We start from the raw sequence: 13,908 nt of genomic DNA on the forward strand, positions 1-13,908 counted from the left end.
ATGCGGATAAAACTTCCCGCGATTGAACCGACGAGGCGACGGGTGTCGACAGAATGAACCGGAGATAATCGACACGCGCGAGACGGCGAACTGCTCCCTCGCTCGACAAAAGTATGGAAAGCTATAGGGCGGCGTCATCCCCATATATAAGCAAATGAGCGACGCGGGATACGACCACGCGACGGTCGAACGACGCTGGCAAGAGGCGTGGGACGACGCGAACGTCTACCGGACGCCCGACGACGTCGACGATCCGACGTACGTCCTGGGGATGTACCCGTACCCGTCCGGCAAGCTCCACATGGGTCACGTCCGCAATTACACGATTACGGACGCGTACGCTCGCTATCGCCGGATGCGCGGCGATGAGGTCCTCCACCCGATGGGGTGGGACGCGTTCGGCCTCCCGGCCGAGAACGCGGCGAAAGAGCGCGACACCAATCCCCGCGACTGGACGTTCGACTGCATCGAGACGATGCGCGACCAGATGACCGCGATGGGCTTTGGCTACGACTGGGACCGGGAAATCGCGACCTGCACGCCGGAGTACTATCAGTGGAACCAGTGGCTGTTCGAACGGTTCCACGAGGAGGGCCTGGTCGAACGCCGCGATGCCGAAGTCAACTGGTGTCCCAACTGCGAGACCGTCCTCGCCGACGAGCAAGTCGAAGGCGAGGACGAACTCTGCTGGCGCTGTGACACCCCCGTCGAGCAACGCGTCCTAGAGCAGTGGTTCCTGAAGATCACCGAGTACGCCGACGAACTGCTGGAAGCGATCGACGACCTCGAGGGGTGGCCGAACTCGGTTCGGCAGATGCAGCGCAACTGGATCGGCCGCCAGTACGGGACGGAACTCGAGTTCGAAGTGAGCGAGGCACCACGCGCCTCGAACGAACGCCGCGAGGGGAGTGAGCCGCGGGAGTACGGATCGGTGGAGGCCTTCACGACCCGCGTCGACACGATATACGGAGCGACGTTCTTCGCGCTCGCACCGGATCACCCGATCAGCGAGGAGTTGGCCGACCGTGACGACGCGGTCTCCGAGTTCGTCGAACACGAGGCGGATCCGGAGGGCGACGAACCGAACGGCGTCGAGACGGGCCTGACCGCGACGAATCCGGTCACCGGGGAAGAGATCCCCGTCTACGTCGCCGACTTCGTCCTCTCGGACGTCGGGACGGGCGCGCTGATGGCGGTCCCGGCCCACGACGAGCGCGACCACGCCTTCGCCGAGAAGAAGGGAATCGAGATCAGGCCCGTCATCGCCCCCGAACCCGACGGCGACGAGGCGCCGACTGCACCCGACGTGAGCGAGGAGGCGTTCACCGACGACGGCGTCCTGATCGACTCCGGGGAGTACAGCGGGCTCGACAGCGAGACGGCCCGCGAACGCCTGACCGAGGACATCGAGAGCGCCGCGGAGGCCACCCAGTACCAACTGCGCGACTGGGGCATCTCCCGGCAGCGCTACTGGGGGACGCCGATTCCGGTCGTCCACTGCGACGACTGCGGCCCCGTCATGGTTCCCAAATCCGAGTTACCGGTCGAACTCCCCGAGTTCATCAACACGACCGGGAATCCGCTGGACGCCGCCGAGGAGTGGAAGCAAACGACCTGTCCCGACTGCGGCGGCGACGCCGTTCGCGAGACGGACACGATGGACACGTTCGTCGACTCGTCGTGGTACTTCCTGCGGTACGTCTCGCCGGACGCGGACGACGCTCCCTTCGACCGCGAGCGGGCCAACGACTGGATGCCCGTCGACCAGTACGTCGGCGGCATCGAACACGCCGTGATGCACCTGCTTTACTCGCGATTCTTCACGAAGGTGCTGGCCGACTACGAAGACCTGGACCACCGCGAACCGTTCACGAACCTGCTCGCGCAGGGAATGGTTCAACTCGAGGGCGAAAAGATGTCCAAATCGAAGGGGAACGTCGTCTCGCCCCAGCGGATCGTCGACGAGTACGGGGCGGATACCGCCCGCCTGTTCATGATGCAAGCCGCCCAGCCGGAGCGCGACTTCGACTGGAGCGAGGAGGGTGTCAGATCGACGAACGCCTTCTTGACTCGGCTCAAGGGGATGGTCGAAGCGTACCGTGAGACGGAACCGGACGGCGACGACGACGCGGTCGCGAGTTACGTCGCCAGCGAGATCGATGCGACGATCGCCATCGCGACCGGCGAGTACGACGAATTGACGTTCAACAGGGCGCTTCGCGAAACACAGGATCTGACCCGAACGCTGCGCCAGTACGCCGACTACACCGAGCCCCACGCCGACACGTACGCGCGCGGGCTGTCGGCGGTCGTCCGCCTGCTCGCGCCGGTCGCACCGCATCTGGCCGAAGAGCTGTACGACGAACTCGGACGGGACGGGTTCGTGGCCGAGGCCGACTGGCCGACGGCCGAGGTCGACCGCGACCGGGTCGCAAAGCGGCGCCGACTGGTCCAGAACACCCGCGAGGACATCCGCGACATCGTCGAGGTCGCGGGCATCGAGGACCCGGACGCGATCGACGTCGTCGTCGCCCCCGACTGGAAGTACGACGCCCTCGAAATCGCCATCGAAAGCGACGCCGACAACCTGATCGGCGAACTCATGGGCGAATCCCACATCCGCGAACACGGCGACGACGCAGCCAGCTACGGGCAGGACCTCCAGGCCGAGCGCGAGGCCCTGACGATGACGCTCGAGTCGGACGACGAGTACGCGACCCTCGAGTCGGCCGCGTGGTTGATCGAACGCGAGTTCGACGCACCGGTTCACGTCGTCAGCGCCGACGAAGCGAGCGACGACCTTCTCACGAACGCAGAACCCGGTCGCCCGGCGATCGAAATCGACGACTGACGGCTCACCGCCGAACCTCGAGACCGGCGACGCGACGGTCCGTTGTCACACCCCGGTTCGGATCGAACCGGACGCTACCGTCCGTACAGCGAGTAAGCGTTGCAGAGCGGATCGCGTGCGAAATCGCCGATAACCGCCGCAATCGGTTATGGCCGGTGAGTAATAGTATTAACAATTTAGCTAATAATCAAAGCAACCATAACGTTCAATAATCCTGAAAAAACAGTACAGGGAAAGCACTGGGCAGTTCCGAACTGTTCGAGCCACCCGTGTGATAATATGTCATTGGAGGATACTATCCCAGATCGACTCAGAGAAACGTACAGTGCGAAGATAGGGCTTATTTTCGTGGTGGTCGTCGTGACGACGGTTCTCGTCGCCGCGCTCTTTTTCACCTACGTCTCCAACACGGTGGGACCGGCCACGGAAGAACGGTTCATCGACGGAACTGACGACCGGAGCGACGTCGCAGCAGCCTGGCTCGAAACGAACGCGGAGACGGCGTCGGGACTCGCCACCGATGCGACCATCGAAGGGGGGACGAGCGGGGAAATCAACGAACGGCTCGCGACGGCACAGTCCGATCGGGGGGATCGGATCGCCGAAGTTCACTATCTCGACAGCGACGGAGCCGTCTTTGCGAGTAGCGGGGAGGGCGCGAACGGCCAGAATTTCTTCGAGCAGACCGGTATCGACGGCGAAACCGACGGTCCGAGCGGCTCCCACCAGGGGCTGACGACCAACGAAACGGTCCTCTCGTTCGTCAGCAGCGTCGAACGCTCCGATGGAAGTCTGCGATACGTGGCCGTCTCAGTTCCCGCCGACAGGTTCGCGTCTCTCCTTCAGACGGACGAATCTAGCCGAACGATCGTCACGAACGCTGACGGCGAATCGGTCGCGGCGGTCGGCGAGGAAGCAGCGGTCGGCGACGACGCGGTCCTGGCGGCAATCTCGCCGAGTTCGGACGACTTCGCTACCGGCGTCCCCGACGGGACCGACACGGAGTACGCGGCGACGTCGGCGACGATCGACGTCGGCGACAGTTCGTTTACGGTCACGACGTACGATACCGCGGCGACAGTCTACGGGCCACAAAACGCCGCTTCGTCGGCGTTGCTCGGCTTGCTGTTTATCTTCGTCCTCCACCTCGGGCTCGTCGGAATCGTCCTCGGCGGCAACATCTCCCTGAACCTTCGCCGGCTCGCGAACAAAGCCGAACGAATGGGGGACGGTGATCTCACGGTCGACCTCGAGACCGACCGGGTCGACGAAGTGGGAATCCTCTACAGATCGTTCGCGACGATGCGGGACTCGCTCAAGACGACGCTCGACGATCTGGAAGAGCAACGCGAACGCGCACGCGATGCCCAGCAACAAACCGAACAGCACAATGACGAACTCGTGGCCGAAGCCGAACGGTACAGCGAAGTCATGTCGGCGTGTGCCGACGGTGACCTCGAGCGCCGTCTCGAGTCCGAAACGGACCACGATGCGATGGTGTCGATCGCCCGGGCGTTCAACGAGATGATCGCGGACCTCGAGAAGGCGGTCGCACAGGTCAAATCGATCTCGGCGGACGTCGCCAGGACGAGCACCGAGGTTCAGACCAGTTCCGACGAGATTCGGCGGGCGAGCGCGGAGGTTACCACGTCGGTCCAGGAGATTTCGAACGGGTCCGCCAAACAGGCGGAGGATCTGTCCGTTGCGACGACGGAAGTCAAAGAGATGTCCGCGACGGTCGAGGAGGTCGCCGCCGCGACGAGCAACATCGCCAAGCAGTCCAACCAGGTCGACGAACTGGCGGCGGACGGCCAGCAGGCGGCCGAGGAAACGACGATGGAAATGCACACGGCGAGCGAACAGACGGAGGCCGTCGCGGAGACGATCCGCGCGCTGGACGAGGAAGCGGACCAGATCCAGGAGATCGTCGAACTGATCGACGAGATCGCCGGCCAGACCAATATGCTCGCGTTGAACGCGGCCATCGAGTCATCGCGAACGCAAAGTGCTTCGAACGACGGCGGCGGTTTCCAGGCCGTCGCCGACGAGGTCAAAGAACTCGCAACACAGACGCAAGCGGCGGTCGAGGACGTCGAAACCATGATCGAATCGATACAACAGCGGGCGGCGAAAAGCGCGGCGCAGATCGAGGAAGCCGAAACGGTGATCGGATCGGCAACCGACGGGGTCGACGATCTCTCGCGAAAACTCGACCGGATCGCGACAGAAATCGAGCAGGTGGCTGCGGGGGTCGAAGAGATCGATCAGGCGACCGACGAACAGGCCGGGTCCGCCGAAGAGTTGGCGACGATCGTTCAGAACGTCGCGAGCGTCGCCGACGAGACGACCTCGCAGGCACAGCAGGTCGCCGCGGCCGCCGAGGAGACGACCGCGACGATCAGCGACGTCTCGACCGAAGCGACGCGCCTCGACGATCGAGCGACGGATCTCGCGAATGCCGTCGACGAGTTCACCGTCTCGGAGTCGCCGGCCGATCCGACGAACGCGGCCGTCTGGGACGGTGATTCGCGATGATTCCCCCGGAAACGCTCTACCGGATCATGTTCTACGCGATGGCGGTGGCTGCCGGGTTCTTCCTGGTCTGGATCTCGCGGTTACCCCAGGAAAAGCGCCGATACTACCTCATCATCCCGATCATCTGCGGGATAACGTCCCTCGCGTACTTCAGCATGTCAACGCAACAGTTTTTCGTGACGAACCCGACCGGCCAACCGGTTCAGGTGGGTCGCTACATCGAATACTTCACCGTGGGACCGATGATGGTGACCATCACGTGCATGGTCGCCGGCGCATCGCGCCGGCAGTTGATCGCCACCAACGCCGTCATGGTGTCGTGGACGAGCGCCACGGTCGCCGGCTACTTCCTCACGGAACCGGCGGTGTACGCGGCGAATATCGCCAATTTCGCGCTCCTGGGCTTGCTCGCGTATATTCTGGTCTGGCCGATCACGCGCCAATCCGGCAAACAGGGCGGCGAGCGCGTCCTGCTCTACGGGAAACTGCGAAACCTGCTGTTGATACTCTTTGGCGGCTACCTCGTCCTCGGCCTCCTGTCGCGACAGGGATTCGGACTGCTCGACGCATTCAGCGGAATCTTCCTCGGGATCTACCTCGACGCCCTCACTCGAATCGGATTCGGCGTGCTGGTGTTCCGGGCGACCGACGCGACCGACCAACTGATCGCCGAGATCGGATCGGACGACGCGGGTGACGGCGGGGTCACCCTCGAGAAGGGCGACCCGGCCGACTGAGGATCCCCGTCGCGACCGGCCGCGTCGGACGCGACGACGCCTCCCGAACGACGGAACCACCACCGGATTTGACAGCTGACTAGCCATTATATACGTCAGTACGTCGTACGGATGTCCACAGTATTTGTTGATACAGAGGATGAACGAACAACGTACGGATCTGCTTCGGCGGGCGGTTGCAGGTGGGTCGTCGTCGAACGTCACACACGTCGCATCCATGACATGGCGCGACGGATTGTTCATACACTGGCCGGTCGATCCGGACCAGCTCCGCCCGCATATTCCGGGGCAACTGACCCTCGAGACGCGTGACGGACGGGCCTGGGTGAGCGCCCTCCCGTTCGTCCTGACGAACGTCGGATTGCGGGGGACGCCGTCGATAACGCGGCTGGCATTCGCCGGAATCGGCGTTCGGACGTCCGTCCGACGGCGGGGCGAGAGGGGCGTCTACTTCTTCAGTATCGATATCGGAAACTCGTGGATCGCGTCGACCGTCGGTCGGGCGGTGAGACTCCCCGTCTCCCGCGCCCGAGTACGAGTCGGCGCGACCGAAGACAATCACGTCGCGTTCTCGTGCGAACGGCTGAGACGAGACGCCGACGTCCCCGCCAGGTTCGCCGCATCCTACCGCCCCGACGGGGAGACGTTCACTGCCAGACCGGACACGCTCGCGTACTGGCTCACCGCGCACCGGCGGTTCTACGGGTCGACCGAGAGCGCCATACTGACCGGCGAGATCGCCCACGATCCGTGGCTGCTCCAACCGGCCGCTGCGACGATCCACGAGAACACGATGCTCGAGACCAACGGCCTCCCGGCGCCGACCGGCGAACCGGTCGTCCACTACGCCGACGAACTGTCGATGACCGCCTCGGTGCCGCGTCGGATGCGAACGTAACCGGAACCGGGACCGGGACTCGAGGCGTGCCTCCGCGTCGGCGGTCGACGGCCTGGATCGGGATCGAACCGCGGACGGGCACTACTGGCCGGTATCGACGATCGCGAACTCGTAGCCGGCGTCGTTCTCTCGGGCAGTTTCGTACACGACACGGGCGGCCGCGACATCCTGGATCGCGAGTCCGGTCGAGTCGAAGACGGTGATGCCGGTGTCGTCCGTTCGGCCCGCTTTCGCACCCACGACCAGTTCGCCGATTTCGCCGTGGATGTCCGCATCGGTCAGCGTTCCCGCCCGGTAGGGGACGTTGATCTCGCCCGAGTGAGTACACTGCTCGTGGTCGTCGATGACGACCGTCGCCGCCTCGAGTAACTCGTCGGCCAGTTCGTGTTTCCCCTCGGCATCCGCCCCGATGGCGTTGACGTGCGTGCGATCGCCGACGTCCGCGCGGCCAACGATCGGCTCTCTGACGGGCGTCACCGTCGACAGAACGTCGCAGTGCCCGGCCTCGGAAATCGAGCCGCCGCGGACGTCGAACCGGTCCTCGAAGGCCTCGACGAACCGCGTCACCCGCTCGTCGTCGGGATCCGAGACGACGACCGTCTCGATCGGGCGCACCTCGCTGATCGCCTCGAGTTGCGTATAGGACTGGACGCCGGCCCCGACGAGTCCGAGACTCGAGGCGCCGTCGACGGCCAGGTGGTCGGTCGCGACGGCGGCCGCCGCGCCGGTTCGTTTCATCGTGAGGGCCGTGCCGTCCATGATCGAAAGCGGGAACGCGGTCTCGGGGTCGGAGTAGATCATCGTTCCCAGGACCGTCGGCAGGTCGTGGTCGGCGGGATTGTCCGGATGGACGTTGACCCACTTTACTCCGGCGGCGTCCCACTCGCCCGTATCGAGGTACGCGGGCATCGAGCGGAAGTCGCCGTTGTACTGCGGCAGGTCGATGTACGATTTCGCGGGCATCTGCGTCGTGCCGTTCTCGAAGGCCGCGAATGCCCGCTCGACGGCGTCGATGACGGTATCGAGTCGCGCGTATTCGTCGACGTCGTCGCCGTCCAGAAGGAGCGTGTTCATAGTGGCGAATATTGCGGGAGCCTACTTAATTCGTCGTGAATCGGTGCAGCGAGCGCGATACCGACGGCGAGCAGCGACGAAACGAGCACGATCGGACCCCTCGTTCGGAAGGGACAGCGACTGAGACGAACAGTTCCAGCGATCTCGGTACCGTCGAGACGGCCAGGAGTGTGCCTCCCGGAGCGGCGGGCGGTCCGCCGCGTGAAACCGGAGGCGGTCACACCGTGTAGCCGTCGGTGGTCGTCGAATCGGCTCCCGCCCACCACGGAGGTGAACGAGTACGTCAGCGAGGGGTCTGACCGTCCCATGCGGTACGTCACGTGCCAGTCGTCGTACCCGTCCACGAGCGACTGATCGAACGCGCTCGCCGCCGTGAGACCGACCGTGAAATCGGGTTCGAACGGACGAGTGTCGCGCTGGTCCGATCCCGGGAGACTTCGGCGTTCCCGGTTGGACGGGGGAAAATCACCGCCGCAGTCGAGTGTGACGGACCGAACGAAGAGCACACCCAGCGAGAACCGCGTTCACGGGTACCGTCGAAAGAGTTCGCAGGCACCGTCGAAAGAGGAATAAACGTGGACAGACGTCGCGGTCATCTGCCTACCGACCTCGTCCAGTGTCGAGCAACGGTAAACGAGTGGTTCGGAGAACCCGAGGGGTGAGCGGTTCTCGCTCTCTGCGCTCGCTTCGAACCGCTAGAAAGCGACCGGGGAACGGGTGACCCGAGGGCGATACCGTTCACCGAGCGACCGGCGGGAGCGAGGCGGCTTTTACACTGAATTTTGCCGAGGGCGAGCGTCGCTGGCCCGTAGAGCAAAATTCAGTCTCACATCGCGGGTCGCTTCGTTCCCCGCTCGTGTCTACGTGGTTCGAGCGAGCATCGCGAGGAAGAACCTCGCGAACCTCGCCTACATCATGCCGCCCATGCCGCCGCCCATGCCGCCCATGCCGCCGCCCATGCCGCCGCCGGGGCCGCCGGGCATCTCTTCTTCGTCGTCGTCGTGAGAGACCGCGAGGTCGCCCGCGGCGATGACGTCGTCGATGCGCAACAGCATGACGGCCGCCTCGGTGGCGGACTCGATGGCCTGGGTCTTCACGCGAAGCGGCTCGTACACGCCCTCGGCGTCCATGTCGATGGTGTCGCCGGTGTAGGCGTCGAGACCGGCACCGGTGTCGCCGCCGTCGTGGGCGCTTCGGAGTTCGACGAGCGAGTCGATGGGGTCCAGTCCGGCGTTCTCGGCCAGGGTGCGCGGGATAACCTCGAGCGCGTCGGCAAAGGCTTCGACGGCGAGCTGTTCGCGGCCGCCGACGGAGTCGGCGTAGTCACGGAGCGCGAGCGAAACGTCGATCTCGGGTGCGCCGCCGCCGGCGAGAACCTTGCCGTCCTCGATGGTCGTCTGGACGACGCCGAGGGAGTCCTCGATCGCGCGGTCGACCTCGTCGATGACGTGTTCGGTTCCGCCGCGGAGGATCAGCGTGACGGCCTGGGCGTCGTCGACGTCCTCGACGAAGATGCGCTGGTCGCCAGCGATCTCCTTCTGTGCGACGCTGCCGGCGAATCCGAGGTCGTCCTCGGAGAGGTCATCGACCGTCGAGACGGGAGTGGCACCGGTCGCTCGGGCCAGCTGCGACTGATCGCTGGACTTGACGCGGCGAACCGCGATGATGCCCTCCTTCGCGAGGTAGTGCTGGGCCATGTCGTCGATACCGCCATCGACGAAGACGACGTCGGCGCCGACGTCGGCGACCGTCTCGGCCATCTCGCGGAGCTGCGCCTCTTCCTGCTCGAGGAACTGCTCGAGCTGATCGGGATCGGTGACGTTGACCTCGGCGTCGATCTCCGTCTCCTTGATCTCGAGGGCACCGTCGACGATCGCGACCGAGGCGTCCTCGGCGAAGTACGGCATGTTTTCGGAGACGCGCTCCTTGTCGACGATGACGCCCTCGACGAGTTCGGAGTTCTCGATGGACCCGCCGACGACCTTCTCGACTTTGATGTTGTCCGTCTCGACGCCGTCGTCGTCGGCGACGGCCCGGACGGCTTCGACGACCAGTTCCGAGAGCAGGTCCTTGGCGCTTTCCGCACCCTTGCCCGTCATCGCCGTCGCGGCGATCTGCTCGAGGACGTCCGTGTCGTCCTCGTCGACGTCGATGGCGATCTCCTCGAGCGCGTCGGTCGCTTCTTCGGCGGCCTCGCGATACCCCTGGGCGAGGGTGGTCGCGTGGATGTCCTGATCGAGCAGGTCTTCGGCCTGACTGAGGAGTTCACCGGCGACGACGACGGCGCTGGTGGTGCCGTCTCCGACCTCGTCTTCCTGCGTTTCCGCGACTTCGACGATCATGTCGGCCGCGGGGTGGTCGATCTCCATCTCCGAAAGGAGTGTGACGCCGTCGTTCGTGACGATGACGTTGCCCGAGGAGTCCACGAGCATCTTGTCCATCCCCTTCGGACCGAGTGTCGTCCGTACCGACTCGGCGACGGCCTTCCCGGCCTGAACGTTCATCGACTGCGCATCTTTGCCGGAGGTCCGCTGGCTGTCCTCCGACAGTACGATGAGGGGCTGGTTGCCCATCTGCTGTTGAGCCATAGTCAACTGGTGGATTGATTGCTATTCTATATAACTCTTATGCTACTCGTCGGGTAGGAATCGGCGAGCAGACCCCCGTCTGGCGGTTCCGACCCGACAGGTGACGGAGTATTTATAGCTGATCGGTGCTCGAGCGACCGACCGAGCGGTCGAACGAATCGAATACCTGCCGAAAAGTATCGGACAGCGTCAGGACTGGTTGCCCGGGAATCGATGATACTCCATTCCCTGGTGTTTCATCTCGTTGTGTTTCTCCTCGAGGAAGGAGTAGACTGCGCCGTGAGGGGCGCCGTCCAGGAGCATCTCGGCGGCGCTGCGGACGGCGTCGACTTCCTGTGGCGCGCCGATAATACCGAGCGTCGAGCCGTAGATGACGACGTCCGCGCCGGTCAGTTCCTCCATCAACTCGCGGGTTCGGCCGCCCTCGCCGATGAGGCGGCCCTTCTTTCGTTTCATGTCGTTTTTGTTGCGCGACGCGGCGTCGATGTCGACGATGTCGAACAACATCATGTCGTCCTCGAGCAATCGCAGGGCGTCTTCGGGTGCGAACCCGCGTCCGATGGCGCGAACGATTTCGGGACCCTTGAGGCCGCGGACGGGGTCCCCGACAGTCTCGACGGCGACGGAGCCGTTCTCCGAGTCGATGTCGAGTCGCACTTCCGCTTCCGCCTCGATCTCGCGCATCGTCTCGCCTCCTTCACCGATAAGAACACCGACGCGGTCCTGCGGAATCTTCACGTGCTGCATACGGGCTGGTACTGGCTGAGTGAGGTTAAGACCTTGGTCCGCGAGAACCGAGTGCGGTCCGTTACCGACGCACGGGGTCGGTCGACCCGCGAATCGAGACACGCGGACGGCGTTCGGCGGACCGCAGGCGTCAGTCAGCAAGCGAGGAATCGAACCCGCAGCCGAACCTACTCGAGAACCGACCGGAACCGCACCGATTCCGACAGCGTGTCGAGGATTGCAACGCTTCGGTCCTCGTCGGTCTTCGTCAAGAAGTGAGCGCCGGGATTGAGTACCGTCGTCCGACCGTCCTCGGAGAGTTCGCGTTGATGGTGGTGGCCGTAACAGACGAAGTCGTACGTCTCGCCGGCGGCAATCGCCTCGACCTCCGCTTTCTGCTCACCGTGAAGCGCTGCGATAGAGAGGCCGTCGAACTCGAGGTCGGCGAAGCGGCCGTGAAGCTGGCTCTCGCCGCCGAGCGAGTCGAACGCCGCCTGGAGATTGGCCGCGTCGCCGTCGTTGTTCCCGAGGACGCCGTGGAGTTCGAACTCGTCGAAGTAGGGGACCATCAGCGGCGCGACGAAGTCGCCGCAGTGGATGACGACCTCGACGCCGGCGTCATGAAAGATTTCGACCGCACGTTCGGTCGCCGCCGCGTTGTCGTGTGTGTCCGAAATGATACCGATGTTCATACTCGTTTCCGCGAGGGCGAGTCACTAAGGCGTTCGGGAGTGGTGAGCATCGGATCCGACGACGTAATTCGCGGGACCGCCACTTCACAAAGATGCAAGGAGGAAGCCCACGGCTTTAGCCGTGGGAGGAATCTGACACAGCGATGTGTCGTATTTCGGAGATCGCGGAGGCCCGAATTAGTCTCGAGACGGATCCGGCTCCGGACTCGTGACGAACTCGAGCAGGTCGGCTTCGGTCACGTCCAGCCCCTGACGGGAGAAAAACGAGACGACGTTCCGACAGTCTCGCTCGAGAAAATCCCGGCTGTTGGGGTGGTGGACGGTGACGGCCTGTCCGAGGTCGATGATTACGAGCTGGCCCTCGTCGAAGACGACGTTGTACTCGCTCAAGTCACCGTGGATCAGCCCGGCCGAGTAGAGTCGGCGCATGTACTCGCGCATGACCTCGTAGGCCGTTCGGGGATTCTCGATGTGGACCTCACCGAGCCGTTTCGCGCGGCCGTCCTCGTTACCGATGTACTCCATGACCAGCACGTTGCGCTCGGCGGCGATCGGTTCGGGCACCCGCACGCCGGCCGCCTTCGCGCGTTCTAGGTTCGCCAGTTCCTTTCTGGTCCAGGCGAGGACGACGTCCTTCTTCTTTCCACCCAGGCCCTCGAAGCGCGGGTCGCCCTCGAGATAGTCGCGCATCTGCCGGAAGTTCGAGGCGTTGATCCGATAGATCTTGACCGCGACCTCGCGGTCGTCGCCCAGCGCGTGGTAGACGTTGGCCTCCTTGCCCGTCGACAGCGGGCCGCCGAACGCCTCGACGTAGCCGTCCTGGACGAGCTTGTACAGCGCCGCGAAGGTCGCGTCGTCGAACACCGACTGCTCGACCTTGAACTGGTCGGCGTCCTTGATCCGCTCCTGGAACTGGTCGAACTCGCGGTCGCGCTCCCGGGCGATCCTGTCCGCTTCCGTGTCCGAGACGTCGATCTCCTCCCACTCGTCCCCGGGGGTATCGGCGCCCTCCCTGTCGACCAGCCCGTATTCCGTTCCCTGTCCCATCTGTCCGCGCCTACGGGTCGGATGCGGGTAAAGACTGGGTATCCGCCGACCGCGCTCGGAGTCGCGCCGCCGGTCCCGTCGGCGGCGGTCGAACGAGAGTCGACGAGAGTCGGGTCCACCCTTTTGGCCCTCTCGATCGTACCCCCGACTATGAGAACCGTGGGCGAACGCCGGCGAACGGTGGTGGACGACCGATGACGCGCTACGACGTCACCCTCGAGTGGACCGGCGGGCCCACCCGGACGATCGAGGTCGCGGACGACGAAACGGTCCTCGAGGCGGCCCAGCGAGCGGGCGTTCGGCTGCCGTCCGACTGCCGGAAGGGAACCTGCACCACCTGCGTCGGTCGGCTGCTCGCGCTCGAGAGTGGCCCACCCGACACCGACGGCGACACTGACGCAGACACCGACGGCGACACTGACGCAGACACCGACGGCGACACTGACGCAGACACCGACGGCGACACTGACGTGGACTCCGACGTCGGCACCGACGCGGACTTCGACGATGACGAGGGCGAGGAGGGAACGGATCGACCGCTCGACGCCGCCGACGGGTTCACCTATCGACGGCCGCCGCAAGCGCTGACCGACAGCGAAGGGGCGCAGGGGTACGTCCTGCTCTGTATCGCGTCGCCGCGGGCCGACTGCCGCATCGAGGTCGGCCCGCGGGTGCGCGCCGCGGTCGGAGACAGCCCCTGGGCCTAACGGGCCTGGACGGGACCGCTCTCGGCTCGGCATCGATCGGACGAGGTCACCCG

General features: G+C 64.7%; 9 protein-coding genes and 2 pseudogenes. 6 read left to right on the forward strand and 5 right to left on the reverse strand.

The genetic code is table 11. The features are described 5' to 3' along the window. The first annotated feature begins 154 nt into the window (after nt 1-154). The 4 genes from leuS (at nt 155) to NJT13_RS10600 (ending at nt 7,021) form a co-directional block, all read left to right on the forward strand. Complete coding sequence (gene leuS / locus NJT13_RS10585) at nt 155-2,851, forward strand: leucine--tRNA ligase (protein ID WP_254521535.1); 2,697 nt, start codon at nt 155-157, stop codon at nt 2,849-2,851. Between the two features lie 360 nt (nt 2,852-3,211). Next, nucleotides 3,212-5,386 (forward strand): methyl-accepting chemotaxis protein, encoded by a 2,175-nt coding sequence (locus tag NJT13_RS10590; RefSeq protein WP_254521536.1) that lies wholly within the window; start codon nt 3,212-3,214, stop codon nt 5,384-5,386. Next, entirely contained in the window at nt 5,383-6,123 is a 741-nt protein-coding gene (locus tag NJT13_RS10595; RefSeq protein ID WP_254521537.1) for a bacteriorhodopsin, read from the forward strand. The genes NJT13_RS10590 and NJT13_RS10595 overlap by 4 nt, the downstream gene beginning before the upstream one ends. 139 nt (nt 6,124-6,262) lie before the next feature. Further along, entirely contained in the window at nt 6,263-7,021 is a 759-nt protein-coding gene (locus NJT13_RS10600) for a YqjF family protein (RefSeq protein ID WP_254521538.1), read from the forward strand. A gap of 81 nt (nt 7,022-7,102) precedes the next feature. Here NJT13_RS10600 and NJT13_RS10605 read toward each other — a convergent pair whose 3' ends face one another. The 5 genes from NJT13_RS10605 to rio1 all read right to left on the reverse strand — a co-directional run bounded on the left by NJT13_RS10605 (nt 7,103) and on the right by rio1 (nt 13,148). Continuing rightward, complete coding sequence (locus NJT13_RS10605) at nt 7,103-8,095, reverse strand: ornithine cyclodeaminase family protein (RefSeq protein WP_254521539.1); 993 nt, start codon at nt 8,093-8,095, stop codon at nt 7,103-7,105. A 908-nt stretch (nt 8,096-9,003) separates the two neighbouring features. Beyond that, entirely contained in the window at nt 9,004-10,668 is a 1,665-nt protein-coding gene (thsA, locus tag NJT13_RS10610) for a thermosome subunit alpha (RefSeq protein ID WP_254525444.1), read from the reverse strand. Between the two features lie 204 nt (nt 10,669-10,872). Then, nucleotides 10,873-11,430 carry a KH domain-containing protein gene (locus NJT13_RS10615; protein WP_254521540.1) on the reverse strand — a complete coding sequence of 186 codons (558 nt, stop codon included), beginning with the start codon at nt 11,428-11,430 and terminating at the stop codon, nt 10,873-10,875. Nucleotides 11,431-11,597: 167 nt separating this feature from the next. Then, a complete protein-coding gene (locus NJT13_RS10620; RefSeq protein WP_254521541.1) occupies nt 11,598-12,101 on the reverse strand; it encodes a metallophosphoesterase in 504 nt (167 codons plus the stop codon). A gap of 177 nt (nt 12,102-12,278) precedes the next feature. Continuing rightward, nucleotides 12,279-13,148 (reverse strand): serine/threonine-protein kinase Rio1, encoded by an 870-nt coding sequence (gene rio1, locus NJT13_RS10625; RefSeq protein ID WP_254521542.1) that lies wholly within the window; start codon nt 13,146-13,148, stop codon nt 12,279-12,281. 194 nt (nt 13,149-13,342) lie between these two features. Between rio1 and NJT13_RS23290 the strand changes: the two are divergent. After that, nucleotides 13,343-13,513, forward strand: a pseudogene (locus tag NJT13_RS23290) (2Fe-2S iron-sulfur cluster-binding protein); the annotation flags it as partial. A gap of 156 nt (nt 13,514-13,669) precedes the next feature. Continuing rightward, nucleotides 13,670-13,855, forward strand: a pseudogene (locus NJT13_RS23295) (2Fe-2S iron-sulfur cluster-binding protein); the annotation flags it as partial. Nucleotides 13,856-13,908 lie beyond the last annotated feature (53 nt).

It is taken from the genome of Natrinema caseinilyticum (assembly GCF_024227435.1).
In the GTDB taxonomy this organism is placed as follows: Archaea; Halobacteriota; Halobacteria; order Halobacteriales; family Natrialbaceae; genus Natrinema; species Natrinema caseinilyticum.